This is a genomic window from Sulfuricurvum sp. MLSB (assembly GCF_000747095.1).
GTDB lineage: Bacteria > Campylobacterota > Campylobacteria > Campylobacterales > Sulfurimonadaceae > Sulfuricurvum.
Genome location: NZ_JQGL01000091.1, coordinates 1 through 26,622, shown reverse-complemented (window position 1 = coordinate 26,622; position 26,622 = coordinate 1). Strand labels below are relative to the sequence as shown.

24 protein-coding genes are annotated in these 26,622 nt (G+C 51.6%); 11 read left to right on the top strand and 13 right to left on the bottom strand.

Annotation, left to right across the window (positions count from 1 at the left end):
• From JU82_RS07020 to JU82_RS07000, 5 genes are all read right to left on the bottom strand, one after another.
• Positions 1-1,066 (bottom strand): Mur ligase family protein (locus JU82_RS07020; protein ID WP_037948594.1); only part of this gene is annotated, 1,066 nt, incomplete at its 3' end.
• Positions 1,067-1,072: 6 nt separating this feature from the next.
• Positions 1,073-1,807 (bottom strand): alpha/beta hydrolase, encoded by a 735-nt coding sequence (locus tag JU82_RS07015; protein ID WP_037948592.1) that lies wholly within the window; start codon positions 1,805-1,807, stop codon positions 1,073-1,075.
• Positions 1,808-1,809: 2 nt separating this feature from the next.
• A complete protein-coding gene (locus tag JU82_RS07010; RefSeq protein ID WP_037948590.1) occupies positions 1,810-2,847 on the bottom strand; it encodes a D-alanine--D-alanine ligase in 1,038 nt (345 codons plus the stop codon).
• Positions 2,848-2,862: 15 nt separating this feature from the next.
• Entirely contained in the window at positions 2,863-3,426 is a 564-nt protein-coding gene (gene ruvA, locus JU82_RS07005; RefSeq protein WP_037948588.1) for a Holliday junction branch migration protein RuvA, read from the bottom strand.
• A complete protein-coding gene (locus JU82_RS07000) occupies positions 3,423-5,321 on the bottom strand; it encodes a flagellar assembly protein A (RefSeq protein WP_294892457.1) in 1,899 nt (632 codons plus the stop codon). Before JU82_RS07000 ends, ruvA begins: the two co-directional genes overlap by 4 nt.
• 85 nt (positions 5,322-5,406) lie before the next feature.
• Between JU82_RS07000 and murJ the strand changes: the two genes are divergently transcribed.
• The 11 genes from murJ (at position 5,407) to JU82_RS11900 (ending at position 18,596) form a co-directional block, all read left to right on the top strand.
• Positions 5,407-6,810: a murein biosynthesis integral membrane protein MurJ gene (murJ, locus tag JU82_RS06995; protein ID WP_037948586.1), complete on the top strand. Its 1,404-nt coding sequence runs from the start codon at positions 5,407-5,409 to the stop codon at positions 6,808-6,810.
• Positions 6,811-6,824: 14 nt separating this feature from the next.
• Complete coding sequence (gene cysS, locus JU82_RS06990) at positions 6,825-8,222, top strand: cysteine--tRNA ligase (RefSeq protein ID WP_037948584.1); 1,398 nt, start codon at positions 6,825-6,827, stop codon at positions 8,220-8,222.
• Positions 8,219-9,934, top strand: coding sequence for an ABC transporter transmembrane domain-containing protein (locus tag JU82_RS06985; RefSeq protein WP_037948605.1), 1,716 nt, complete (start codon positions 8,219-8,221; stop codon positions 9,932-9,934). The genes cysS and JU82_RS06985 overlap by 4 nt, the downstream gene beginning before the upstream one ends.
• A 65-nt stretch (positions 9,935-9,999) precedes the next feature.
• A complete protein-coding gene (locus JU82_RS06980) occupies positions 10,000-11,058 on the top strand; it encodes a quinone-dependent dihydroorotate dehydrogenase (RefSeq protein ID WP_037948582.1) in 1,059 nt (352 codons plus the stop codon).
• Positions 11,059-11,096: 38 nt separating this feature from the next.
• Positions 11,097-12,356, top strand: coding sequence for a pitrilysin family protein (locus JU82_RS06975; protein WP_037948580.1), 1,260 nt, complete (start codon positions 11,097-11,099; stop codon positions 12,354-12,356).
• Positions 12,353-13,246 carry a 4-hydroxy-tetrahydrodipicolinate synthase gene (gene dapA, locus JU82_RS06970; protein WP_037948578.1) on the top strand — a complete coding sequence of 298 codons (894 nt, stop codon included), beginning with the start codon at positions 12,353-12,355 and terminating at the stop codon, positions 13,244-13,246. Before JU82_RS06975 ends, dapA begins: the two co-directional genes overlap by 4 nt.
• A 7-nt stretch (positions 13,247-13,253) precedes the next feature.
• Positions 13,254-14,021 carry an enoyl-ACP reductase gene (locus JU82_RS06965; RefSeq protein WP_037948576.1) on the top strand — a complete coding sequence of 256 codons (768 nt, stop codon included), beginning with the start codon at positions 13,254-13,256 and terminating at the stop codon, positions 14,019-14,021.
• Positions 14,018-14,572: a CDP-diacylglycerol--glycerol-3-phosphate 3-phosphatidyltransferase gene (pgsA, locus tag JU82_RS06960; protein WP_037948574.1), complete on the top strand. Its 555-nt coding sequence runs from the start codon at positions 14,018-14,020 to the stop codon at positions 14,570-14,572. Before JU82_RS06965 ends, pgsA begins: the two co-directional genes overlap by 4 nt.
• A complete protein-coding gene (rseP, locus tag JU82_RS06955; protein ID WP_037948572.1) occupies positions 14,569-15,621 on the top strand; it encodes an RIP metalloprotease RseP in 1,053 nt (350 codons plus the stop codon). The genes pgsA and rseP overlap by 4 nt, the downstream gene beginning before the upstream one ends.
• Complete coding sequence (locus JU82_RS06950) at positions 15,618-16,292, top strand: YggS family pyridoxal phosphate-dependent enzyme (RefSeq protein WP_037948571.1); 675 nt, start codon at positions 15,618-15,620, stop codon at positions 16,290-16,292. The genes rseP and JU82_RS06950 overlap by 4 nt, the downstream gene beginning before the upstream one ends.
• An 87-nt stretch (positions 16,293-16,379) precedes the next feature.
• Positions 16,380-18,596: an EAL domain-containing protein gene (locus tag JU82_RS11900; protein WP_294892454.1), complete on the top strand. Its 2,217-nt coding sequence runs from the start codon at positions 16,380-16,382 to the stop codon at positions 18,594-18,596.
• Here JU82_RS11900 and JU82_RS06940 read toward each other — a convergent pair.
• The 8 genes from JU82_RS06940 to JU82_RS06905 form a co-directional block, all read right to left on the bottom strand.
• Positions 18,588-19,574, bottom strand: coding sequence for a HAMP domain-containing sensor histidine kinase (locus JU82_RS06940; protein ID WP_294892453.1), 987 nt, complete (start codon positions 19,572-19,574; stop codon positions 18,588-18,590). The two genes, JU82_RS11900 and JU82_RS06940, sit on opposite strands and share 9 nt — an antisense overlap.
• 3 nt (positions 19,575-19,577) lie before the next feature.
• Positions 19,578-20,816, bottom strand: coding sequence for a M18 family aminopeptidase (locus JU82_RS06935; protein ID WP_037948569.1), 1,239 nt, complete (start codon positions 20,814-20,816; stop codon positions 19,578-19,580).
• A 35-nt stretch (positions 20,817-20,851) separates the two neighbouring features.
• Positions 20,852-21,187, bottom strand: a complete 336-nt coding sequence (locus tag JU82_RS06930; protein WP_037948567.1) for a DUF5615 family PIN-like protein — start codon at positions 21,185-21,187, stop codon at positions 20,852-20,854.
• Positions 21,184-21,408 (bottom strand): DUF433 domain-containing protein, encoded by a 225-nt coding sequence (locus JU82_RS06925; protein WP_037948565.1) that lies wholly within the window; start codon positions 21,406-21,408, stop codon positions 21,184-21,186. Before JU82_RS06925 ends, JU82_RS06930 begins: the two co-directional genes overlap by 4 nt.
• A 110-nt stretch (positions 21,409-21,518) precedes the next feature.
• Positions 21,519-21,875 (bottom strand): hypothetical protein, encoded by a 357-nt coding sequence (locus tag JU82_RS06920; protein ID WP_037948563.1) that lies wholly within the window; start codon positions 21,873-21,875, stop codon positions 21,519-21,521.
• Between the two features lie 35 nt (positions 21,876-21,910).
• Positions 21,911-25,498 carry a DNA polymerase III subunit alpha gene (dnaE, locus tag JU82_RS06915; RefSeq protein WP_294892451.1) on the bottom strand — a complete coding sequence of 1,196 codons (3,588 nt, stop codon included), beginning with the start codon at positions 25,496-25,498 and terminating at the stop codon, positions 21,911-21,913.
• Positions 25,499-25,558: 60 nt separating this feature from the next.
• The gene (locus JU82_RS06910; RefSeq protein ID WP_294892450.1) at positions 25,559-25,855 is read right to left on the bottom strand and encodes a hypothetical protein; all 297 of its coding nucleotides are present in this window, start codon (positions 25,853-25,855) and stop codon (positions 25,559-25,561) included.
• Positions 25,856-25,918: 63 nt separating this feature from the next.
• A partial coding sequence (locus JU82_RS06905) for an efflux RND transporter periplasmic adaptor subunit (RefSeq protein WP_037948561.1) occupies positions 25,919-26,622 on the bottom strand: 704 nt, incomplete at its 5' end.

The window sequence follows — 26,622 nt, the reverse complement described above, 5'->3', positions numbered from 1 at the left end:
TGAGACCGTTGACCGCCGAGGCGATCTCCTGCGCATTCATCCCCAGTTCCTGTGCGATCAGAATCGCCGCATTGATGTTGATCGTCTGAAATCCTCCCAACACGGAGGTATGGAAATGGATCGTTTCATCGCCAACAGTCATATCGAAATCGGTCCCTTCCAGCGTCGCACACAGGTTTTGGATCTCGTCTCCGAAAAACGTCACCTTATCGTGAGGCTCGTCCGTCACCGATGTGTGGACGAACGCCCGTTTAAGACGGTTTGAATGGATAATTTCCAGCTTGGTGCGCTTGATCCGATCGAGCGTTTTGAAATATTCCATATGCTGCGGCCCGACTTTGCCGACGACGACGATCTGCGGATGGAGAAGCTGGGCTATCGCATAGATGTCTCCTACTTCGCGCGCTCCCGCTTCACAGATATAAACCTGCGTATCGGAAGGAAGCGACTCATTGACGTCGCGGATGATGCCGGCAAGCGTATTGACGCTGCGGGGAGTCGCATAAACATTGAATTTGGCGCCTAATACCTGCGCGATAAAATTTTTCATCGACGTTTTGCCGTAGCTTCCCGTGACACAAACGATTGTGAGGTCTTGCATGGAGGCAATTTTCTTTTTGGCCTGTTTTTTATACGCCAAAAACAAAAATTTCTCAATCCCCGTCGACAAAACGTACGTCATGACCAGCGGGATCAAAACGCTGTACGTTTCTCCCCATCCCTTCAACGCACTCATCAGATTCAAAAAGAGGGTAATGGACCCCAGCAGGATCAAAAAACGTTTGACCCGCCACGTCAATACCAGCTTTTTGTCAAGCTTGCGGTGCCATAGGACAATCGCCGGAAGCACGAGGGCATAGAATGCCGGTATGAAATAATTCCCCGCCACGTAATAGAGGACAAACGGGATCAGGAAATAAACGATATGCCACCATGTTTTGTGATGGCGCTGAACCACCCTCTCAATCCGGTAATCGTACCATTGCAGGTTGGTAATCAGATACCATCCCAAGCTCATAACAAACAGGAAATTGGTGACAAAAGCTAAAAGCGGTAGATAATCCATGTCTCTTTAGTGCTCCAGTGTTTTCAAAAATGTCGTTTCGATCTCTTTGGCCACCGATCCGGCCTGTTCCAAAAAGAAATAGTGGTCGCCGTCGTATTCGACCACTTTCGATTCGGGGATCAATGCGGCGATTTGATACGCGGTCCACAACGGGGTTGCCGTATCCTGACGGCCGAAACACAGCAGGGCTTTGCCTTTGAAATTTCCGAATGCTTCGGTAAAGTCTTCGTTCACGACTTGTTTGAACGTCTCGTACATCGGTTCGCTCAAGCCCTGCGCGTCGGGTGCGACGAAAAAACGGCGCAATGACGTCAGCCCGGTCGCTTTGAGGAATTTAAACAGCGCGATTTTCACCCGTACTTTGAGAGGTTTGGGAACCAGTATTCCCGCAGATGCCACCAATACAAGCAAATCGGGGTTCAACAGCGTTGCCACTTTTCCGCCGAACGAATGTCCCACGACGATCGATTTGCTTACATTGATCTGAGAAATGAACGATTCGAGAATATTCGCATAATCTTCCGTATTCAATGCCATGTTGCACGTGCTGTTGCCGAAACCGGGCATGTCGACATAAATATGACGGAATGCATTCAGATGGCTTCCGAACGCATGTTTCATCAGATTTTTATGCGACCCCCATCCGTGAAGAAAAATGACATCGAAGCGGGCCGAAGGGTTGATGATCTCGTAACTGATCGAAAACGTGTGTTGTTGATACTGAACCGTCTTGACCGCCACGCTTATTTCCCTTTGGCTTGAGATATAGAGTGGATGTAATCGTATTTTACGCTGATAGCGCGTTTATCGGGAAGCGATCCGAGAAGTTTTTGGATAGAAGCCTGAAAATCCTCGAACAGATAGTTTGCCATGGAACCGGGGATCGGGTTGATCTCGTTCAGGTACACTTCGCCCTCGATCTCAAAGAAATCACAGCGGATCAATGCCCCTTCGAACAACGGAAGGTAGATTTTGGCAAATGCTTCGCGCAGCTGCGCGACAAGGTTATCGTGCACTTCGGCTTCGGCTACTTTTCCGCTGCGGGAGAAATCGAGGTATTTTTTCTCAAAATCCAAAAATTCGGCTTTCTGAGGCTCTTCGACGATCGAATAGGTAATCTCGCCGCGTGCCGCGAAGCCTGCTAGATTATACTCTTTGACCGAGGCGATAAACGGCTCAATCAAAACGACCTCGTCGAATTCGAACGCAACGTCAAGCGCGTAATCGAGTTCGCTTGCTTCACGCACGATGCTCACTCCGATCGAGCTTCCCAGACGGGAAGGTTTGACGATCAAGGGATACGCCGTCGTGACAACACGTTTATCGTCTTTGTGCAGCACTTCGTACGGCAACGTTTTGACCCCCAACGATGCGGCGAACCACTTGGTATAGTATTTGTCGAAGCTGAGCATAGACGCTTCTTTGCGCGGTCCGATAAACGGGATCTTGAAGAAATCGAGCATCGCGGCGATCGTGCCGTCTTCCCCGTCTCCTCCGTGAATCAGGTTCAATACCGGCATATCGTGTTTTTTTGCCCCGAAAAGCCCTTTTTGCTCAAATCCGCCGTTGGTCACGGATAGTTTTTGCATTTTGCGGTGTTCTCCGCGCGAAAAAGTGACCGCTTTCATTTTGGACGGTTCAATCAGGTAAAACGTATGGTCCTGATCGCAGAAGATGAAGCTCAGATCGAATGAGGCGAGTTTTTCTTTGACCGTAATGGCGCTGACAATACTGATTTCATGTTCAAAACTGGCTCCGCCGAAAAGAATGGCTAATTTCAATGGGTATCCCTTATTTTATAGTTTTTGAAGTTGTTTCAACGCTTCTTTGACCAGCGTCGCGGTGTCGGTCGCATGCGACGCATTCAGCGCTTTGGCAATCTGCTCTTTTTTGAATCCGAGCGACTCCAATGCCATCGATGCTTCGCCGAAAGCCGTGCTTTGGGTCGTTCCCGATCCCAGAAGCACCGCATCGAAGCCGGCCAGTTCCACCATAATCCGACCCGCACTCTTGGGTCCGATTCCGGGAACTTTTTTCAACGCGTTGATATCTTTAGATGAAATAATACCCGCAAACTGCTCCGGCGTAAAGGTCGAACAGATCGCAAGGGCTGCTTTCGGACCGATTCCGTTGATTTTTAGCATCCCTTCGAAAAGAATTTTTTCCCCTTTTTGGGCAAATCCGTACAGCTGTTGAGCGTCTTCTCGGATAATGTGCGTAATGTGCAGCCGCGCCCGCTCGGCGCTGATGGAACCGAAGGTATGAAGCGAAATAAACACTTCATAAATAACGCTGTTGACGTTCAAATGCACCAATGTCGGTTCTTTGTATTCGATAATTCCCTCTAATCCGACGATCATTGCTGTAACACCTTAATAGTAAATTCTCCGTCCGCATCCTGATACAGCCCCAAAATTTCTTCATCCATGTTTTCATGAGGAACGTAGCTGACGTCTATCTGGGGATTGATCAGTTTGAAAATGATTTCATTATGATTATGCCAGCTGTCGTGATTGATAATCCGCGCATCGAAAATTTCACTTTGCAGGGCGATGTGTTTTTGCGCTAGCCAATCGTATTGGTCTTCTTTTGTCTTTAATTCATCCCTAAGCGCTTCCATCTTCTCTTTGAAGTGTTGAAACTGTTGATACTTTTGAACAAAAGCGACCGGCATCTGAACGCCGTTGCTTTTATAATGGGCGAGTTTGCGTTTGAGTTCTTCCATCGATGACGCGTTGTCCTGCCATGTCTGCTCATACCCGGACAGCTCTTTTTGGATCTCGCGAATGGATTGTTTGGCTTGCTCCATTTTTTCGTAACGCTCGGCAAGGTTTTCAACCGATTCATTAATCAGCGGATCGATGACGAACTGATTTTCCCCTCCGGAGAGTTTTTGAACCTCTATTTTACGCGACGCAGTCATCTTGACGTGAGACCCAAGCATCTCTATCGTGATCTCTTTGGCTCGGATCTTTCCGCCGATGGCCTGAGTGATAAACACTTCATCTGCTTCTACGGTGCCGTGTTCAAGACGGGTGATGTGGACTTTTTTCCCGTACGCCGTCCCTTTGTGGATATTAATTCTCAACTCTTCAGCCCGGATAACGGCACTTTGGTGTACCTGCCCTTCGACATCCGCCTTGTTCGCCGTCACTTTTGCGTTGGCTCCGACGCTGCCGTCGATATGGATCACGTTGACCGTGACCTCCATCCCCTGCCCGATCGCGTCTTTCATAAAGTCTTTTTCTTTGACATTGATGGAAACGTCCGCATTCAGCTCGGTGTTGATCGATCCCGTTGTCTTAAAACTGATTTCCGTCACTTCGACTTCGGTTTTGATGTTGTACATGCCCCCCTCAAAGGTGACGTATCCTCCGGTTTTGGCACGGTATTCGACACTGGTCGGAGTATCGATCACGGCGATGTGTTCCCCTATCGTAAATGTCGGTTCGTTTTTAACGGTCGGCTCTACGGGAGTCATGAATTCCCCACGGCAATTACGGCCGTTTTCACCGATTTTCGGTTTGACGTATTCGATCAAAAGCTCGTTTTCGACCGCACTGATAACGTATCCGCGTTTGGAATAATCAATACGCCCGTGTTCATCTTCGTTCTTGCGCTTGGCTTCGTAATGCAAGACCAGCGCGTCGTTAATCGTCGGAACCGGCTCATAGGCCTGTGCAATCAGATAGCGCTCGGGTTTGTCGAACGTGTACGTCCCCTGCACCTGAATTTTGGCCAACAGCTCTTTCAGATTTGCGGCCATCATTGAATCAAAAAGATCCACCATCAAATGGGCGCGAAGCATCTTTTTTCGGACCAGTTGAAGAAAATCCTCTCGAAACGTATCATAATAGTGGGCGACGCTTCCTTGCTTGATTGTGAGATAGACTTTGCACAGGCTCGGATTGCCGCCGATCGCCATATCGATCGTATCAAGGGGACTGCCGGCAGTCGATTGGAAGATTTCGATTTCATGCACCTGCTTGAGTTCAAACGCGGGATCCAGGAAAAGTTCTTCACTGATCTCCTTTCTGCCCTCCTCATTCAGTTCGACCCACCCCTCATGATCCTTCGCGTCCTTGCGGCTGAACGTTTGCGTGTCGAGCAGATTAAAATCGAGGGACTGGACAGGGCAATGAGCGTTTGCAGCTGTCTGCAAAAGTTCTTTGGCGACATTCGACGTACGGACGATAATCGGCTTCAGCTGCGTTTGCGCCGATTGATCATCACTCTCTTTTGTAAACAAAGCCATATTACGCCTTCTTCCTATTGTGGCCCTATTTTAATCACATCTTGGTTAAAATTATGTAAATTTATTTTAGGTTTGCCAAAAGACTATGTTTAAAGCGGTATTTTCCAACTCGTTTGGTATCCTCATTTCTCGTATTTCGGGACTTGTCCGGGATATCTTGATGACCTCGGTGTTAGGTGCAAACGTGTGGAGCGACGTGTTTTTGATGGCATTCAAGTTCCCGAACCTGTTTCGGCGTATCTTTGCCGAAGGCTCTTTTACCCAAAGCTTCATGCCTTCTTATATCGCATCGCGTCAAAAAAGCGTTTTTGCGGTGGCCATCTTCATCCGTTTTATGGCGTTTATCGTTGCGTTATCGTTTCTGGTAACCCTTTTTCCCGGATTTTTTACCAAGCTTTTGGCGTGGGACTGGGGTAAAGAGCTCATTGCGCAGACCGCGCCGCTGACCGCCATCAACTTCTGGTATCTGGACCTCATTTTTATCGTCACCTTTCTGGGTACTCTGCTGCAGCACAAAGAGCACTTTTTTACGACCGCTTTTTCGACCGTATGGCTTAACATAGCGATGATCGTCGCTCTGATTTTATTCACCAATTCCGATCCAAAAACCATTGTTTATGCGTTAAGCATTTCAATTTTGATCGGGGGGTTGCTGCAGGTCGTCACACACCTTTACGCGATTCGCAAAAAAGGGCTTATGAAGATTCTCGTCGGGGGATGGAGATACCGAAACAGCAAAGACGTCAAAGCCGAAGAAAAAAAATTCAGCTCCCTCTTCTTCCCGTCGGTTCTGGGAAATTCCACCGCGCAGATCGCTTCGTTTATCGACACCTCTCTTGCCTCGTTTCTGGCGGCAGGCTCGGTCTCGTACCTCTTTTACGCCAACCGCATATTCCAATTGCCGTTTGCCATTATCGCCTTAGCGATCACGACCGCATTGTTCCCGACCATTGCCAAAGCCATCAACAACGGCAATGACGATCTCGCCTACAAAAACCTCCACAAATCGTTCTGGCTGCTCAGCGCGCTGCTGGGGCTCTCCGTACTTGGGGGAATGCTCCTGGCCGAACCGATCATCTGGCTGCTGTTCGAGAGGGGGGCATTCACGGTCCAGGATACCCGCAATACCGCCGAAGTCCTGATGATGTACATGGTGGGGCTTATCCCCTTCGGGCTGGCCAAGCTTTTTTCGATGTACCTCTACGCGATGCACAAACACCTTAAAGCGGCGAAAATCGCCGTCGTATCGCTTGTCGTCAACGTTATCTGCTCGGTGATCCTCATGCAATACATGGGAGCGGCCGGTCTGGCGCTGGCGGGGAGCATCGGCGGTGCGGTACAGTTGATCCTCACCGTCAAAGAGGTGGGATGGAAAATTTTCTTCGATCTGCTAAAAACCCGTTTCAGCCTCTATTTTCTGATCGGAGCGCTCGGATTCGGAGCGGCGTTTTATACTTTAAATCAATTTTTGATACACTTGATACGTTAATCAGTAGGAACAAAATGTATATATTTGACAGCGTTAAAAAAACCAAATACAAATTTGAATCTCTGGTGGAGGGGAAAGTCTCTCTGTATGTCTGCGGCCCGACCGTCTATGACGACGCCCATCTGGGACATGCCAAAAGCGCTTTGGTTTTCGATCTGTTGCGGCGTGTTTTGGAAGCAAAAGGGTACGAGGTTCTCTTTGCCCGCAACATCACCGATATCGACGACAAAATCATCAACAAAGCACGCGACACCGGACTGAGCACCGCGCAAATCGCCGAGCAGTTCACCGCAGCCTACCATCGCGACATGACTGCCATCGGAGTGCGCCCCCCGACGCTCGAACCCAAAGCGACCGAATCGATCGATGCGATGAGCGACATGATCCAAAAACTGCTGGACAAGAACCATGCCTACCGCATCAGCAACGGCGACATCTATTTCGATACGGCCAGCGACAAAAACTATCTGAGCCTTTCCAACCGCCAGAGCAGCGAAAACGTCAGCCGCGTCGAGAAAGTGAGCGAAAAACGCCACGAAGCCGATTTCGCCCTGTGGAAAGCGGTCAACGACGGAAGTGTATCGTTTGACTCTCCTTTCGGCCCGGGGCGGCCCGGATGGCATCTGGAATGTTCGGCGATGATTGAGCGCTATGTCTCATCAGGCGAAGGAAAATACGCCATCGACATCCACGGCGGAGGCGCCGACCTGCTGTTCCCGCATCACGAAAACGAAGCCGCGCAGACGCGCTGCGCAACCAATCACGAACTCGCCGCCTACTGGATGCACAACGGCTTTGTCACCATCGGCGGTGAAAAAATGTCCAAAAGCCTCGGAAACAGCTTCTTCCTCAAAGACGCTCTGAAGGCTTACAACGGCGAAGTTCTCCGCTTCTACCTTCTCAGCACCCATTATCGGGGGGATTTCAACTTCAACGAAGAGGACCTTATCGCGTCCAAACGCCGTCTTGATCGTCTCTACCGTCTCAAAAAACGGCTTTTCGGCCTCTCTGCGGCACCGATCGAAACCGAGTTCAAAAAAACACTCCTCGACGCGCTTGGGGATGATCTGAACGTCTCCAAAGCCTACGCCCTGATCGACGAGCTTATTGCGTCGGCAAACGACGCCCTTGACCGCGATCCCAAAGACAAAGCGTATCGCCAAGTGCTTCTGTCGTCTCTGGCGACGATCGAAGAGGTGATGGGATTCGGTTCCCAGAACCCGTACGCGTATTTTCAGTTCGGACTGGACGAAGCGACCAAAGAGCGGATCGACACTCTCGTAATCCAACGAACCGAAGCCAAAAAAATCAAAGATTTCGCCGCTTCCGACGCGATCCGCGATGAACTGGCCGCGATGGGGATCGCCATTATGGATACCCCATCGGGAACTTTTTGGGAGATACGCGATTGAAATTCAACGAAATATACAAGCGTTACTGGCCCTACATAAAAGGGTATAAATTCCAGTACGTCATGGTGCTGATCGGGATACTCCTGACCGTCACCGCAACGGCCGGAACCGCCCATATCATGCAGCCTCTGATGGACAATATGTTCATCAAGCAAGAGGCTCATATGCTCTACGTCATCCCTGCTTTGCTGGTCGGCATCTACGTCATCAAATCGATCGGACGCTATCTGCAATCGGTGTTCAATACCTACATCGGGCTCCACATCGTCTCACGTCTGCGCGAGGATCTGCTGGAGAAAATGGTTCGGATGGACATGCAGTTTCTTTATACGAACCGCAGCGGCGAACTGATCTCCCGGATCACCAACGATATCGCCCGCATCCAGTATTTCGTCTCGACCATGATGCCCGAACTGATCCGCGAGAGCCTCACCGTCGTCGCTTTGGTGGGATACGTCGTCTACCTCAATGCGACCCTAGCATTTTGGGCGCTGTTCGTCATGCCCGTCGTCGTCCTCCCGCTGCTCAAAATCACCAAACGCCTCAAACGGCTCTCCCACCGTTCACAGGAGAAAAATGCCGACGTCATCACCCGTTTGACCGAAGTGTTCAACAACAGCGAAATCATCAAGGCCAACGCTACCGAAGAGTATGAAATGGGCCGGTTCCGCGATGAAAACGACCGATTTTTCAAACTCAACATGAAAGCGGTCTATACCAGCGAACTCGTCTCGCCTTTGATGGAGATGATCGCGGCGACCGGACTGGCGTGCGTCATCTTCGTCGGGGGGCAGCAAGTCTACTCGGGAGCCATGAGTGTCGGGGAATTCACCGCCTTTTTGACAGCGGTCGGGCTGGTCTTTCAGCCGCTTCGCCGCGTCAGCGCCATCTACAGCAAAATTCAGGATGCGCAGGCGGCAAGCGAGCGGGTGTTTCATATTTTCGACATTGAAAACGATATCAAAGAGGGAAATGTCGCACTGCATGAGCCGATCCGAGACGTACAGTTCCGAAACGTCACCCTTAAATTCGGCGATAAAGCCGCCCTTCGGGATCTGAATCTCCAAATCCATGCAGGGCAGAATATCGCGCTCGTCGGTCAAAGCGGCGGCGGAAAGAGCTCTCTCGTCAACCTGATGCTTCGGTTTTACGATCCGAATGAAGGATCGCTCTACCTGAACGGACGCGATCTCAAAGAGTACACGCAAGGCTCGCTGCGTTCCCAGATCGCCTCCGTATCGCAGCGTGTCTATATCTTTCAGGACACGTTGGCGGCCAATGTCGCTTACGGCAACGAGATCGACGAAGAACGGGTCAGGGAAGCACTTTCCATGGCCGATGCCCTGGACTTTGCCGAATCGCTTCCCGAAGGGATCCACACGATGATGCAGGAGTTCGGTTCCAACCTCTCGGGAGGCCAGCGCCAGCGGATCGCCATCGCCCGTGCCATCTATAAACACGCTTCCTTACTGATTCTCGACGAAGCAACCAGCGCGCTCGATAACGAAAGCGAAAAACGGATCCAAAGGGCGCTTGAAGCGTACACCAAAGACAAAATGACGATCACGATCGCCCACCGCCTCAGCACGATCACTCACGCCGATCTGATCTTGTATTTCGAAGAGGGACGGATTATTGCCCGCGGGACGCATCAAGAACTGCTCGAGACCTCCGAAAACTATCGCCGCCTCGCCGGAAAGATGGGAGAATAAACGCGGGTTAACACTACTTTGTGTATAATCGCGGCAACTTTATCATGAATGAGGCGGATGAGCGTATGTTTGACTATGAATCTTTAAAACCTTGGCTTTTCAAACTTCAACCCGAGAGCGCTCATACGCTTGTTGCCGCCGTATTGCGCGGTGCCGGTTTCTGCCCTCCGCTTTTCAACGGCTGGACCGCCAAACATTTCGTTTCCCACCCTTCTCTTACTCAGGAGCTGTTCGGGCGTACGTTCCTCAATCCCGTCGGGCTTGCGGCAGGATTTGACAAAAATGCGACGATGTTCCACGGCGTTCAGTCACTCGGATTCGGTTTCACCGAAATCGGTACCCTCACCCCAAAACCCCAGGAAGGCAATCCCCGCCCCCGTCTGTGGCGCCATATCGAAGAAGAATCTCTCCAAAATGCGATGGGGTTCAACAATGACGGGCTGTTTCGCATCAACCACCGCCTCAAAAGTATTTACCCCTTCAGCACCCCTATCGGCGTCAACATCGGAAAAAACAAAATCACCGCTGAAGAGAACGCGCTGCGCGATTATACGACCCTGATCAAAGCGCTGCACCCGTATGCGGACTATATGGTCATCAATATCTCTTCGCCCAATACTCCGGGCTTACGCGACCTCCAGAACGAAGAGTTCATCACCCGGCTTTTCGGCGAAGCCAAATCCCTTACGGCGAAACCGATTTTACTGAAAATCGCTCCGGACATGAGTGAAGATCAAGCTGTAGCTCTCTGTGCGCATGCCGTGCAAAGCGGTGCGGACGGGATCATCGCAACCAACACGACAATCGATTATTCGCTCGTCTCCGAGCCTGAAGAGGTAGGTGGGATCAGCGGCGAAGTGCTGCGCGAAAGAAGCTTTTACATCTTTGATGCGATCGCGCGCGAACTGTTCGGCAAGACGACCCTCATCAGTGTCGGCGGGATCAGCACCCCCGAAGAGGCCTACCGCCGTATCCGTGCCGGAGCTTCATTGGTCCAGCTCTACAGCGCCCTGATCTTCAAAGGGCCAGAAGTGGTCGAAGAGATCAACAGCGGCCTGATCGATCTGATCGCCAACGACGGCTTTGCCTCGATTACCGAAGCGATCGGTGCCGATCGGCGATGAGATTTCTCGTTGCAACACTTTTCACGATAGGAACCCTAATGGCATCATCATTGCCCCGTTACGAAACCCAAACGCTCCCCAACGGACTGCAAATCGTTGCCATTCCTATGGAAAACGGCACCAACGTCATCTCGACCGATATTTTTTACAAAGTGGGAAGCCGCAACGAAGTGATGGGGAAAAGTGGGATCGCCCACATGCTCGAGCATATGAACTTCAAATCGACGAAAAACCTCAAAGCGGGCGAATTTGACGAAGAGGTCAAAAGCATCGGCGGCTTGAACAACGCCTCGACGGGATTTGATTTCACCCACTATTACATCAAATCCAGTTCGGACAACCTCCCAAAATCGCTCTCGCTCTTTGCCGAACTTATGCAGAATCTCAACCTCAAAGATGATGAGTTCCAGCCTGAACGCAATGTCGTTGCCGAAGAGCGCCGCTGGCGCACCGACAACAATCCGATGGGGTATCTGTACTTCCGATTGTTCAACAGTGCGTACGTCTATCACCCCTACCACTGGACGCCGATCGGATTTATGAACGATATCCAGACATGGACACTGGATGATATTCGCAATTTTCATGAGACGTATTATCAGCCTTCCAACGCGATACTCGTCGTGACGGGAGACATCGAACCGGCCAAAGTGTTCGAAGAAGCGATCAAACATTTCGGCTCACTCACTAATCCGCGCGCCGTTCCTGCCGTTCAGACCGTCGAACCCCTCCAAGACGGGGCACGCCGGGTCGAAGTGCACAAAGAGAGCGAAGTCGAGATGCTAGCCCTCTCGTTCCCGATCCCCGATTTCCGCCATGCCGATCAGCCGAAACTCTCCGCGCTCAGCGAACTGCTCAGTTCGGGAAAAAGTTCGCGCCTCAACCGCATCCTCGTTGATGAAAAGCGTCTTGTCAATCAGATATACGCGTACAACATGGAGACCATCGATCCGGGAGTATTCCTCTTCCTCGCCGTGTGCAACAACGGCGTCAAAGCCGAAACGGTAGAAAAAGAAATTTGGAGCATCATCAAAACGCTGCAGACCAAGCCGGTCGAAAAAAGCGAATTGGACAAAATCAAGATCAATACCAAAGCCGATTTCATCTACTCGCTGGAGAGTTCGACTTCAGTGGCCGATTTGTTCGGAAGCTACCTTGCCCGAGGGGACATTACACCGCTGGAGCACTACGAAGCAACGATCGAGTCATTGCAGCCTTCCGATATCCAAACGGTGGCCAAAGCATATCTTGTCCCGGAAAAATCGACGACACTTATTTTGAGAAAAGGTAAAAAATGAACATCGTAACCGGTTCCACAACCGCATTAATAACGCCGTTTAAAAATGGAAAATTGGATGAGCAAAAATACGCCGACCTGATCAAACGACAGATAAAAAGCGGTATTAACGCTGTCTGCCCCGTCGGGACGACCGGTGAGAGTGCCACGTTGACCTACGATGAAGACAGACGATGCATGGAAATAGCCGTTGAAGTGTGCCAGGGAACCTCGACGAAAGTTTTGGCCGGGGCGGGGAGCAATTCAACCGCCGAAGCGATAGAAGCGGCAAAAATGGCGCAAAAATGCGGTGTAGACGCTGTCTTTTCAGTCGCTCCGTATTACAACAAACCTTCTCAGGAAGGACTCTATCAGCACTATAAAGCGATTGCCGAGTCCGTCCCCGAGCTTCCTTTCATGCTATACAACGTACCGGGGAGAACCGTTGTGGACATCAGTGCCGACACCGTCATCCGCTTGTTCGACGATGTCCCCAACATCTACGGGATCAAGGAAGCGACAGGAAGCATTGAGCGTACCATCGAGCTTTTATCGCGTCGTCCCGATCTTAAAGTGTTCAGCGGCGACGATGCGATCGATTACGCCATTCTGGCCAATGGCGGAGCGGGTATCACTTCGGTCACCTCAAACCTGCTGCCTGATCTGAAAAACCGATTGGTCGCCAAAGCGCTCGCCGGTGATTTCAGCGGTTCAAAAGCGATCAATGATGCCTTATACCCGATCAATAAAGCGCTCTTTCTGGAGTCCAATCCCGTTATGATCAAAGCCGCGATGTACATCGCGGGACTTATCGATACCCTCGAATACCGTCTCCCGCTCGTTGCCCCGAGCAGCGAAAACATGAAACGCCTCGAAGCTGTCATGAAAAACTACACCATACAAGGAGCCTAATTTGTCAATGAACGGAAAAACCCTACTCATCAGCGGCGGAACCCGCGGTATCGGAAAAGCCATCGTCTATGCTTTCGCTAAAGAAGGATGCGACGTCGCTTTTACCTACAATTCGAATGCGGAAATCGCTCAGGAAATTGCAAATGACGTCGAAAAAAACTACGGCGTCAAGTGCCGCGCCTATCCGCTCAATATTCTTGAACCTGATGAATACAAAGAGGTTTACGAGCAATTCGATGCCGATTTCGAGCGTCTTGACTTTTTTATCTCCAACGCGATCATCTCGGGGCGCGCCGTTGTAGGGGGATTCGGTCCTTTCATGCGTCTTAAGCCAAGAGGTCTTAACAACATCTACACCGCAACCGTCAACGCTTTCGTCGTAGGTGCGCAGGAAGCGGCCAAGCGGATGGAAAAAATCGGCGGCGGATCGATCATTTCGATGAGTTCTACCGGAAATCTCGTCTATACCCCTAACTATGCGGGACACGGTACGAATAAAGCGGCCGTCGAGGCAATGGTGCGCTACGCCGCAGCCGAACTGGGAGAGAAAGGGATCCGTGTCAATGCCGTCAGCGGCGGACCGATCGACACTGATGCGCTCCGCGCGTTCCCCAATTACGAAGAGGTCAAAGCCGAAGTCGTTTCACGCTCTCCGCTGAGCCGCATGGGCGAAGCCGAAGATTTGACAGGGGCATGCCTGTTCCTCTGCGGACCTGGCGCATCCTGGGTAACGGGCCAAACCATCGTCGTCGACGGCGGGACCACCTTCCAGTGATCAACCTCCCCAATATCCTGGCGTTTCTCCGCCTCCTCATCGCCCCGGTGATGTTCTGGATCATTCTCAACCCGCAGGTATTTACCGATAACGGGTGGCACATTAGCTGGAGCTACTATACCGCGGCCTTACTGTTTGTCATCGCCTCCGTCACCGACTTTTTCGACGGCTACATCGCCCGCGAACTCGATCAGATCACCATGGTAGGGCAGATTCTCGATCCTCTCGCCGACAAGATGCTCACCCTCGCCGCCTTTTTAGGATTGATGATGAGCGGCGAAGCGTCCGCTTGGGCCATCTACATCATTATCGTACGCGAACTTTTTATCACGGGACTCCGTACCCTCTCGCTCTCGGAGGGGATCGATATCAGCGCTTCATGGGCGGGAAAAGTCAAAACGGTTGCCCAGATGATCGCCATCGGTTTTTTGCTGATGCACTGGCCCTTTGGCAACGCTCTGCTCTGGATCGCTGTTGCACTTACCGTTTACTCCGGGGCTGAGTACCTCCTCGGATTTGCCAAAGCATACCGGAGCAAGGAGCACGCGTGAGCTGGATCGTCGCCCTTCTCGTCCTCTCTGCCCTTATTTTTTTTCATGAACTCGGCCACTACGCCGCTGCCCGTTTTTTCGGCGTTTATGTCGAAGTCTTCAGCATCGGATTCGGGAAGAAAATAGCGTCATTTCAGTGGTTGAACACCCGCTGGCAGATCTCTGCCATCCCTCTTGGCGGATACGTAAAGATGAAAGGCCAAGACGACCTCGATCCCGCCGCCATCAGCTCCGACAACGACAGTTACAACGCCAAAAAACCGTGGCAGAGGGTCGTTATCCTCCTTGCCGGCCCGCTGGCCAACTTTGCCCTTGCATGGGCTTTTTTTTACGCCATCGCACTGGGCGGCCCTCAAACCCTCTCCCCGGTGATCGGAAATGTGGTTCAGGCGTCTCCCGCCGAGACTGCCGGGCTGAAAAAAGGGGACACGATTCTGTCCATTAACGGCGAATCGATCGCAACGTGGAACGAACTCTCCGACATCATCAAAACCACGACCGATCCGTTGAGCCTTCAGATCGAACGCAACGGCACCGTTCGCTTCATCAGCGTCACCCCCAAACTCACGGAAAGCAAGAATCTGTTTAAAGAGACGATTTACCAACCGATGGTCGGAATTGCTCCTGCCGGAGTGACCCACACGATGCGACTCACTGCGGCCGAAACGTTCGCGTATGCTTCGCAAGAGACGTACCGCTCTTCGCTGCTGATCTTTCAAAGCGTCCAGAAACTGATCACCGGCGTTGTCCCGGCACAGGAAATCGGCGGAGTGGTCAGCATCGTGCAGATCACGGCCGATGCGACGGCGTACGGGTGGATGAGCCTCTTTTTCTTCTCGGCGCTCATATCGGTGAATCTCGGGGTTCTCAATCTCCTTCCGATCCCCGCACTCGACGGCGGGCACATCATGTTCAATCTCTATGAAATGATCGTGCGCCGTCCCCCGAGCGAAGAGATCATTACCCGTCTCACCGTCGGAGGATGGGCCGTCTTGCTCGGTCTTATGGGACTTGGGCTTTACAACGATATTACGAGGTTAATGCAATGACGTCATTAGAATACAAACTCCATTTCGACCGCATTGTCGAACGGATCGAAAAAGCCCGTCTTCGTGTCAACGACCACCACATCGTCAAAATCGTTGCCGCCAGCAAATACGTCGACAGCGAAGCGATCAGAGCGTTGTACGCCATCGGACAGCGTGCTTTCGGGGAAAACAAGGTTCAAGACCTCGTCGCCAAAACCGAAGCACTGGACGATCTTCCGATCGAATGGCATTTCATCGGGACGCTGCAAAAAAACAAGATCAACCACCTACTCTCCTGCAATCCGCATCTGCTCCATTCGATCGATTCGATTGAACTCGCCCATGCCCTCAACGAACGCCTTGAACGTGACGGGAAAACGCTACGCGCTCTCGTACAGGTCAATTCGGCGCGCGAAGAGAGCAAATCAGGCTTCACTCCCGAAGAATTCTCCGATAAGTACGCGCAAATAGCCCAAGAATGCCCGAGGCTGCATTTGCAGGGGATCATGAGCATCGGTGCGTATGTCGACGATCCTGCCGTGATCCGCAAAAGTTTTGAGACTACCCGGCATCTTTTTGAGACGCTTCCGAATGCTACGGTATGCTCGATGGGAATGAGCGGCGATTTCGAACTCGCGATCGAATGCGGTTCGAATATGGTTCGATTGGGATCACTCCTTTTCCCTCGTTAAACAATTTTTTTGTTCTTCTAGCGAATTACCTTCTCTTATGCTATAATCTTTCACTTTTGGATACGCATAAATGATTGAAGGTCAGGGATGGACAAGATTAAAAGTCGTGCAATGTTTTATGCGATGGGGCTGGTCCTCGTTCTTGTCGCCATCTTTACGTTTGCGATTGTTCAGGACAAACACGATGTTCTTGAAGAAAAAACATTAGCGCATCGTCAACTTCTTAAAAATTCATTTGATTTGGCCATGGCCGATACCTATATGGGTCTTAATGTTCTGGCCTATCAACTGGCCGGAGACCGCGCCATTGTCGATGCTTTTGCGGCGCGTGATCGTGAAGCGCTCTATCGCTTCAGCCGCCCGTATTTCGAAGAAGCGAAAAAACGCGGCGATGCCGATTTGACCGGGTTTATCGGAGCCGACGGAATCCATTTTTTGCGTATCCAGGATCCCGCTAAATACGGTGACAACATCGTCAAAAAGCGTCCGATACTGGCACATGCGATCGCCACCAGAAAACCGATCATCTCGCTGGACGTTACCATCTATGACGTCGCCGTAGTCTGCATCATTCCCGTTTTCAAAGACAACACCTTTATCGGTATTATCCAGACCGTTGCGAAAATCAACCGCGTACAAAAACGCCTTGATACCAATTCCGGAGTCAAAAGCGCCATCGTGTTCGATACTGCACGGCTCAAACACGTGCTGCCCGACTCCAAGGCAATCGATTACCACGGCTATTCCCTCGTCTCGTCAAACGACCGGCTTTTTGAGAAACTTCCCCAGAACTTTACGTTCCAAAAAAGCGATCAGTACGCGATCGACGGACAAGATTACATCATCGCATCCCGCCCGCTCAAAAACTATCAAAATGAAACCATCGCCATGATGACGTGCGCTTTCGATATCACGGATGACGTCCAGTATTACCGTGAAGAGATCCGCAATCTTTTGTTCATCAGCGCCTTATTGTTCAGCGGCATGGGATTGGTTTTGCATTACGGGTTTCAAGCCCTTATCGGACGCATCAACCGTGATGCCGAAGTTACCAAAGCGCTGAACCATAAACTCGAACATCAGCTTTACATCGACCATTTAACCTCTCTCCCCAATCGGCAAGCCTTGATCCGCGATATCCACAGCGAGCGGTTTTACGCGCTGATGCTTCTGAATATCGACAATTTCAAAGAGATTAACGATTTTTACGGCCATGCGATGGGAGACAAAACCCTCCTCAAGCTCGCAACGTCGATCTCCGAGATCATCCGGAATTATCCGATGAAACTCTACAAAATGCCTTCCGACGAATTTGCCATCGTCCTGACCGAACCGCTCAGCCATTCGAAGCTCGACCAAGCCCGTACGTCCATGATCAACCAGCTCGAAGAAAACCACTACGATCTCGACGGCGCAAGCATCTACATCTCGTTGACCGTCGGCATGGACATCTCCGACAACAGCCGTGCCCACAGCCGCATTGCTCTGCTGGTCAATGCCGACATGGCGCTCAAATCGGCCAAAAAGCGCCATATCAGTTACCTGCTGTACGATGAAACGATGCAAATCAAGCAAGAATACCAGCAAAACATTTTGTGGAATAAAAAAGTCAAAGAAGCGATCGAAGAGAACCGTTTCACCCTGCACTATCAGCCTGTCGTCGATCAGCAAGACGGCAGCATTATCGAATACGAGGCGCTTATCCGCATGATCGATCATGACGGTTCGATCATCTCTCCCGCCTATTTCCTTCCGGCGGCGAAAAAATCGCGTCTCTACCCGCTGATTTCGCGGTTTGTGATCGATGAAGTGTTTAAAATGCTGGAAACGACCCCGCACACCTATGCGATCAATCTATCGGTCGATGACATTATCGATCCGCACACGCGAGAATATCTCATGAAAAAACTGAGCTATTCGATCCATTCCGAACGTCTTGTTTTCGAGCTTCTCGAGAGTGAGGGAATCGAAAATTATCAGGAAGTCTCGTCGTTTATTTCCGAGGTCAAACGCTTTGGAAGCAAAATTGCCATCGACGACTTCGGAACGGGTTATTCCAATTTCGCCCATATCATCCGGCTCGATGTCGATATCCTCAAAATCGACGGGTCACTGATCCGTAATGTCGATACGGATCCGAATGCACAGACGATTTTGCATGCCGTCGCTGCGTTTTCCAAACATCTTGGATTCAAAACAGTCGCCGAGTTTGTCCACAATGAAACGGTTTATGAAAAATGCCGCGAACTCGGGGTCGATTATCTGCAGGGATATTACATATCGCCGCCCAAGCCCCTAGCGTAGCAAAGTAATCCGAAATCCTTTGCGCTCTCCTTCGCAAACGGAAATATCGCCTCCGTGCGATGCAGCAATGTTCTTGGCCAATACCAATCCCAACCCGTTCCCGCGTAGTTTGGTACTCTTGAACGCTTCGAACAGCCACTTCTTGTTTTCGATGGGGATACCCGTATCGTAAATCTCGAACGTATGGATACCCTCGCCTGACGTATGGACAATTTCAATGCTTCCTTCCTCTTCATCGTCGAGTTCGATTGCGTCGATCGCATTGAATACGAAGTTGCTGAACAGCATGCTCAGCAAATCCAGATCGCCGTGCATTTCAAAATCCTCATCCGGAAAACGAAAGGTAATTTTTTTCCCGTAGCTGTAGTAGCCGATTGCATTTTCGAGCGATTCGCGGATTTGTATCCACCGAAGCGGCGTTTTTTGGGCACTGATCCCCTTGGAAAACATGAGCGTCGCTTTGATGATCCGCTCGATCCGGTACAGCGACTTTTGAATCTCCTCGACGATCGGGCGGTTTTCTTCTTTCACCCGCTTGAGAAGCGTCGATGTGAGCAGTGCGATCGAACCGATCGGATTGCGGATCTCGTGCGAAAGATGGGCCGCCATCTGCCCCATCGTGGCCAGATTTTCTTTGCGCTTTTGTTCGGTGATGTCCGTGGCGCTCAACAACCGTTTGTCGTTATGCAATGCCGACTTGATCAGATAGGCGCGCTCGTCGAACGCAACCTCGTAGTCCTCTTCGTCCAGACGAAGAGTGCCAAAAAGTTCTCCCAGCGTTTTGGCCTGCGAGTTTTGCAAAAATATCGTTCCGTCCGATTCGACAATCCAGATCGCATTGGGCAAAAATTCGATGACCTGTTCGATCGTGCTTTGCAGATGGTTGTACGACTGGCGCAGTGCGACGTACTCCTCTTCGACCTTGTAGGTCTGATCGATAAGGGCTTTGAGCTCTTCGGCCGAGATGATGTCGCCCATGGCCTAGAAATCTCCCAGCTGCATCAAGATGCGATACAGTCCGTACGCATCTTTGGTCCCGGCAAGTTCGCGGATCGAGTGCATCGCCAGCTGCGGTATCCCCACGTCGATCGTCTCGACTCCCAAGCGGGTCGAGGTGATGGGTCCGATCGTGGAACCGCACCCCATGTCGCTTCGGGTTATGAAGGTCTGGGTCGGTACGTGCAAAGCCCGAGCGCACTGAAGAAACCGCCCCTGCGTCCGTGCCGATGTTGCGTACCGCTGATTGGAGTTGATTTTGATGACGATTCCGCCATTGAGCTGCGGAGCATGTTCGCTCTCATGTTTGGAAGGGAAATTGGGATGCTGCGCATGGGCGTTATCGCACGAGACCATCAGGCTTCGGCGCATCAGCACCCCGTAATCCGGTCCCGCAATACGTCGAAGCGTCTCTTCGACAAACGTCCCCGCTGCCCCGACGTGCGTTTCGCTTCCAACTTCTTCGTGGTCCATGCAGGCGAGCATCATCGGATAGGTCGTCTCAAGCAGTGCGTGCAGCCCCACGAAACAGCTGGCAAGATTGTCCAGACGTGCCGAGGCCACAAACTCATCGTTCACCCCGATGAAGGAGCCTTTTTGGAGATCGTAAAAGCTCAGTTCGTGCGCCAGCAGCGTCAGATCGGCCGTATTTTCCTGAATCTGCGAGAGGATGAAGTGTTCGAAATCAACCTCTCCCGTCGCGATGAGGGGAACGATGTCGGTCTGGGCGTTGATGGAACGCGACGAATTGGCTTCCTTGTCCAGATGGATCGCCAGCGAGGGGATCATGGCGATGGGCCGCTCAATGTTGATCAGCGCCTCTTTTCGCACCTCCCCTTCCAGATAAACGACCCGTCCCGCCAGTCCGAGGTCGCGGTCAAACCACGGGTTCAGCAATACGCCGCCGTAGGGTTCGACCCCCAGCCGCTTGACGCCCGCGGACGTCGTCAGCGGATTGGGCTTGAGACGCAGATGGGGCGAATCGGTATGCGCCCCCACGATCATGTACCCTTTTTCCGCACACGGAGGATAGGTGAACGCAACGATCGACGAATCGTTTCGGGTCACATAGTAGTCCTGCCCCTCGATCAACATCCATTCTTCGTCTTCTTCGAGACGGTGGAATCCGCGGCATTCCAGTGTCTGTGCCATCCACGCAACCGCATGAAACGGTGTCGGGGAGGCATTGATGAAACTGAGCAGTTCTTCGTTAAATTCGCGCATATTTTCTTACTCTCTGTCTAAATTTAATTTTTTAATTACCCGATAACTTCGACAATACCCGTTTCATTACTCAAAATCATCGTTTTGATCCGCTCCGCATACCCAAGTAAAAGCTCCGCATTTTTCTCTACCGAACTGTTGCCGGTACGTAGCCAGATTATATGAGGGGGAAATCCGTGATAGGTGGTAAGATCGTTGAAATCGGAGTCTTTGGTCACAATAACAAAACCGTTTGTTTTAGCGTATTCCCAGACCTCATAATCGGAGGCTTTATCGAGACCAAGAGCAGCAACGTGAGCCGATTCGGGGAAAGCGTCACTTATTTTTGCGACCAATCTGTACGATAGATTCTGGTCGAACAATAGTTTCATGCGCAGATCGAAACTTTGTGTTCTTTATCCGCAGCATACGAAAGTGCCGCAAGAATATCCTCTTCATTCAGTTCGGGAAAATCTTCGATGATTTGGGCGAAACTCATCTTGTTCGCGAGCATATCGAGGATATCATACACGCTGATCCGCATACCCCGAATCGTCGGTTTTCCCGAACGGATTAGAGGGTTAATGGTGATGATGGATCGGTATTCAGACATACGATCTCCTCATGAATAATTGGTAGATTATAGCAAATCTTTAGTGATACTTTCCAATCACTTATTTAATACAAAAATTTGGGTACAAGATAAGCGTACGTTTTGTCAAATTAAGAAATTTCTTTGAGTAATTTATGAATATGCGGAAGTACATGCTGGACCCAAATTTCATTAGCCATATTTTCAAGGTCGCTTTCAGAGAATATTTTTGTCGTAATCTCGTAATATTCTTTGTACTCCAATAGAAACCAAACAGCTGCGATTTGTTCAGTTAGATTTGGTGTGGAAGAATCAACTCTTTTCCCTGAAATAACACCGATTAAATCCATATAAGTTTTATATCGCTTTTCTTTTAACTCTCTATTCCGATTATCAATCCATTTAATAAATACGAAAATACCTGCAATTGACACAGTAATTAAACCAATAAGGTCTTTGTTTTGTGATATGAACTGTAAAATCATCATTTCCAATTCCTCCCTTTTGGCGTATAACGACAGGATTAAATCACATCCACATCGTCTAAAGCACTTAATTCTTCAATCACCTTGTTATCGACCCGTATCGCCGAATCGATGACGACGTCGACGAGTTTGGAGACGATGGTGAGCTTGATCTGCCGGCGTCCCGGATGACGCCGGACGAGGGTGTAGAGTTTTTCGAGGCTCTCGAGATTGTCGCTGAGACGGATGCGTATTTGCAACGGCTCCTGCGGTGCTTCGACGATCTTCGTCTCCACCTTTTTCGCCTCTTTTTTCGCTTCGGCGAGGGTCATGATCTTGGTGACGCTGATACGGGTGAACATCTCGGTATGGGTCACCTTGACCTTGAAGGCGATCGGTTCGTCCTGATCCATCGCTTCGAGCTGATCGATCTTGTCGGAGAAGAGCATCATCTCGATGTTGCCGTGGAAGTCCATGAGGTTGACGAGGCCGAACATGGACCCTTTTTTCGACATTTTTTTCGTGATCTCCTCGACCTTGCCGATGAAGATCGCGGTGGAGCCGTCGGCGATGTTCTCGATCTCGCTGGAGAGGGTGTAGTTGATCAGGTCGATCTGCTCGCGGTAGTTGTCGAGCGGGTGACCCGAGACGTAGAAGCCGAGCGTCTCTTTTTCGAAATCGAGGATGCTTTTGAGGTCGTATTCGTCGTAGTTTTTGAGTTCCACATCGACGGTCGTGACCTCCTCGTCATCCCCGAAGAGGCTGAATTGGGACTCTTTTTTCAGCGATGAGCCTTTTTTGGCCGTTTCGACAAGGATTTCGACCTGCTCCCGCAGCGCACGGCGCGAATAGCCAAAATGATCCAGCCCCCCGGCTTTGATGATGCACTCGATCACCTTCTTGTTGACCTTCTGCGGCTCGATCCGGTTGATGAAGTCTTTGATGTCTCTGAATTCCCCCTCGCTCCGCGCTTCGAGGATCGATTCGACGGCCGCTTCGCCGACCCCTTTGATCGCTCCCAGACCGAAGAGGATCTGGTCGGCACCGTCTTTGGTGATCGCCGAGAATTCCAGCTGAGAATGGTTGATATCGGGGGCGCCGAGGGTAATTTTCATCCGTTTGGCTTCGTCGATGTATTTGACGACCTTGTCCGTGTTGTCTTTTTCCGACGTCAGGAGCGCCGCCATGAACTCCTGCGGGTAGTACGTCTTGAGCCATGCCGTCTGGAACGTGACCATCGCGTAGGCGGCCGAGTGCGATTTGTTGAACCCGTATCCGGCGAATTTTTCGATCAGGTCGAAGAGTTCGGAAGCCTTCGCATAATCGAGTCCTTGTTTCTGGGCTCCCTCACTGAACTCCTTGTTGTACTTTTGCATCTCTTCGATCTTCTTTTTCCCCATCGCGCGGCGCACGATGTCCGCGCCGCCGAGGCTCATCCCTCCGACCGTCTGAACGATCTGCATGACCTGCTCCTGATAGACGATGACCCCGTAGGTGGGTTTGAGGATCGGCTCCATGGAGGGGAACGTATAGCTGATCGCCTGACGGCCGTGCTTACGTTCGATAAAGTCGTCGAGCATCCCCGACTCCATCGGTCCCGGACGGTAGAGAGCCAAAACCGCGATAAGGTCCTCGAACGAACTTGGTTTGAGCCGTTTGTTCAGATCCTGCATCCCCGAACTCTCGATCTGGAACATCCCGATCGTCTCCCCGCTCTGGATCGTTTCGTACACCTTGGGATCGTTTTCGTCGATCTCATGCCAGTTGATCGTCTTGTCGTAGCGGTTTTTGATCAGTTTGATCGCGTTGTCGATCACGTCGAGCGTTTTGAGGCCGAGGAAGTCGAACTTGATCAGGTCGACGTCTTCGAGGTAGTTGAGCGAATACTGGGTGACGAACGTCTCCTCGCCCGAGGGTTTGTAGATCGGGGTTTTCTTCCACAACGGTTCGTTGCTGATAACGACCCCCGCCGCATGCATCCCGGCGTTGCGCTTCAATCCTTCGAGCTTTTTGGAAAATTCCCATACCCGCGCCGCTTGTTGGTCGTTTCCGATCAGTTCGGCGATTTTCGGCTCTTTCTGGAATGCTCCGGGCTTGAATTCTCCCCCTTTGGTCTTGCCGTTCAGGGTGATTCCCAGCTCGTCTGGGATCAGCTTGGCCATCATGTCCGCCTGCGAGAGAGGCATATCAAGGACGCGGGAAACGTCGCGGATGACCCCTTTGGCCAAAAGCGAACCGAACGTGATGATCTGCGCCACCTGCTCGCGCCCGTACTTGCGCACGACGTAGTCGATGATCTCGCCGCGGCGCGCCTGCATGAAGTCCATATCGATATCGGGCATCGATACCCGCTCGGGGTTCAGAAAACGCTCGAAGAGGAGGTCGTACTTCATCGGGTCGATGTCGGTGATCTCGAGGCTGAACGCGACGAGGCTCCCCGCCGCCGATCCCCGCCCCGGCCCCACGGCGATCCCCATCTTTTTGGCTTCGCGGACGAAGTCCCAGACGATCAGCATGTACCCGGGGAATTTCATCTGATTGATGACGTCCATCTCGAACTCAAGGCGCTCGCGGTACTCCTGGTGACGCTCGGCTGGGACGTGTTTGAGCCGCTCTTCGAGACCGAGGCGGCAGCAGTGGATGAAATATTCCGCATCGTTTTTGTCTGCGGCGGATCGCCGTTTTTTTGGCTCGACGCTCTCATCATCGGCTTCGTTGTCGATGTTCAGCCCCTCTAACTCAGCGTACTCACGGGTAAATTTGAAGTTCGGCGGCGTCGGGTTTCCGAGCTTGAGTTCCAGCTGGCATTTCTCGACGATCTCCTGCGTGTTGTAGAGCGCTTCGGGAATGTCGGCGAAGAGTCTGGCCATCTGTTCGGGGGATTTGATGTAAAACTCATGGACCGAGTGGCGCATCCGATTGGGGTCGTCGTAGAGTTTATTCATTCCGATACACATGAACGCTTCATGGTACTGCGCGTCGTCGGCGTAGGTGTAGTGGGTGTCGTTGGTGGCGACGAGTTTGATCCCCGTTTCGCGTGAGAGGCGGATCACCGGCTCGTCGATGAAAAGCTGGTCGCTGATCCCGTGGCGCATGATCTCCATGTAAAAATCGTCCCCGAAGATATCGCGGTACTCCAGCGCGATCCGTTTGGCCTCATCGTATCCCCCTGCCCCGTTTTTGACGTTGCGCTCGCTGTTGGTGTTAAGATGCCAGTTGACTTCCCCCTGCAGACACGCGGAGGTGCAGATGATCCCCTCGGAGTTTTCGCGCAGCAGCTGTTTGTTGATACGGGGAAAGTAGTAGAAGCCGTCGATGTAGGCTTTGGAGGAGAGGTACATGAGGTTTTTGTAGCCGATCTCGTTTTTGGCGAACAAGCAGACGTGGAACCGCTGCTTGATGCTTTTGTCCCCCAGCTCCTCGCCGTTGTGGATGTAGGCTTCCATCCCGATGATCGGTTTGAGGCCGGCTCCGCGCATCTGATGGTAAAAATCGATCGCGCCGAACATGTTTCCATGATCTGTCATCGCGACCGACGTCATCCCCAGTTCCTTCACCCGGCTGGCAAGCGCCGAGATTTTGTTCGCACCGTCAAGCAAAGAGTACTCGGTGTGGAGGTGCAAATGGGTAAAGGGTGGAATGCTCATCAAAAAAACCTTCTAGTCAAATCTAATAGGATTATAGACGAACGGCCATTAAGAACTTATTTAAGGGGTGACGTTTACACCCATATGGCTGCACCCTTTAGCGTCGCCGCCTCGGCACGCCTGCGCAAAGAGGCTCGATGCACGGTAAGGATTTTGGGCCACGCCCATCCCTTTTTCATACAGTGTTCCGAGCTGGAAACACCCTTCCGCACTTCCCCCCGCACAAGAGCGTTCAAATGCTTCTGCGGCTTTGACGTAATCGTGATATTCCAATGCCGTTTGGCCTTCCCCAAGACCATCCGCGCAGGCAAAGCTTCCAATGGCCATGAAGGCAACGATGTTCAGTACTTTTTTCATGGTTGTATTTCCTTTGTTTTTTTATTTATCTGTTTCGGATGCGGACTGTTATCTCAACGTATTTCATCGCGCTCCTTGATCAGGATTGATTCGGACCGAGCAGGTCATCCCCGCGGCGAGGGTAAACCCCTCCGGTACGTGATCGATTTTGATCCGCACCGGAATCCGCTGCGCCAGCCGCACCCACGTAAACGTCGGATTGACGTTCGCCAGCAGCCGCTCTCCTGTCGCGTTGTCGCGGTCGGTGATCCCCCGCGCGATGCTCTCGACGTGCCCGCGAAGAAAAACGTTCGTCCCCAGCGGATTCATCACCGCCTCATCGCCGACGCCGATTTTGGCAAGCTTATGCTCCTCGAAATAGCCGTACACCCAAAACGTCCCGCTGTTGATGAGGGAGAGGCGGTTTTCCCCCGCCTTGACATAGTCCCCCTTGCGCAGCAGGAGGTTCGATACCCACCCCTCCGCGGGGGCGCGGACAAACGAGCGCTCCAAATCCAGGCGTGCCGATTCGACTCGGGCGTGCGCCTCCTCGACATCGGCGCGGGCTATGGCGGCCTCGTACGCCGCATCCTCGGTGCTTTCACGCGAGACGACTTCGTCTCCCGCAAGAGCGCGCCGCGAAGCCTGATGCGTTCTCATCGTCAGAACCGCTTTTTTCGCCTCCAGCGTCGCTTTGGCCTCACTCAGCGCGTGATGGAACCGTTCGGAATCGATCTCGAAGAGCACCTCCCCCGCTTTGACATGCTGATTGTCTTGGACCGCGACGC

Coding starts and splice junctions, on each gene's coding strand:
- JU82_RS06930 (WP_037948567.1), bottom strand. CDS start 21,187: ATGAAACTATTGTTCGACCAGAATCTATCGTACAGATTGGTCGCAAAA.
- JU82_RS06980 (WP_037948582.1), top strand. CDS start 10,000: ATGTTTGACTATGAATCTTTAAAACCTTGGCTTTTCAAACTTCAACCC.
- JU82_RS06920 (WP_037948563.1), bottom strand. CDS start 21,875: ATGATGATTTTACAGTTCATATCACAAAACAAAGACCTTATTGGTTTA.
- cysS (WP_037948584.1), top strand. CDS start 6,825: ATGTATATATTTGACAGCGTTAAAAAAACCAAATACAAATTTGAATCT.
- dapA (WP_037948578.1), top strand. CDS start 12,353: ATGAACATCGTAACCGGTTCCACAACCGCATTAATAACGCCGTTTAAA.
- dnaE (WP_294892451.1), bottom strand. CDS start 25,498: ATGAGCATTCCACCCTTTACCCATTTGCACCTCCACACCGAGTACTCT.
- ruvA (WP_037948588.1), bottom strand. CDS start 3,426: ATGATCGTCGGATTAGAGGGAATTATCGAATACAAAGAACCGACATTG.
- JU82_RS06940 (WP_294892453.1), bottom strand. CDS start 19,574: ATGGGCGACATCATCTCGGCCGAAGAGCTCAAAGCCCTTATCGATCAG.
- JU82_RS06925 (WP_037948565.1), bottom strand. CDS start 21,408: ATGTCTGAATACCGATCCATCATCACCATTAACCCTCTAATCCGTTCG.
- JU82_RS11900 (WP_294892454.1), top strand. CDS start 16,380: ATGGACAAGATTAAAAGTCGTGCAATGTTTTATGCGATGGGGCTGGTC.
- JU82_RS06910 (WP_294892450.1), bottom strand. CDS start 25,855: ATGAAAAAAGTACTGAACATCGTTGCCTTCATGGCCATTGGAAGCTTT.
- JU82_RS06975 (WP_037948580.1), top strand. CDS start 11,097: ATGGCATCATCATTGCCCCGTTACGAAACCCAAACGCTCCCCAACGGA.
- JU82_RS06950 (WP_037948571.1), top strand. CDS start 15,618: ATGACGTCATTAGAATACAAACTCCATTTCGACCGCATTGTCGAACGG.
- JU82_RS07000 (WP_294892457.1), bottom strand. CDS start 5,321: ATGGCTTTGTTTACAAAAGAGAGTGATGATCAATCGGCGCAAACGCAG.
- murJ (WP_037948586.1), top strand. CDS start 5,407: ATGTTTAAAGCGGTATTTTCCAACTCGTTTGGTATCCTCATTTCTCGT.
- JU82_RS06965 (WP_037948576.1), top strand. CDS start 13,254: ATGAACGGAAAAACCCTACTCATCAGCGGCGGAACCCGCGGTATCGGA.
- JU82_RS06935 (WP_037948569.1), bottom strand. CDS start 20,816: ATGCGCGAATTTAACGAAGAACTGCTCAGTTTCATCAATGCCTCCCCG.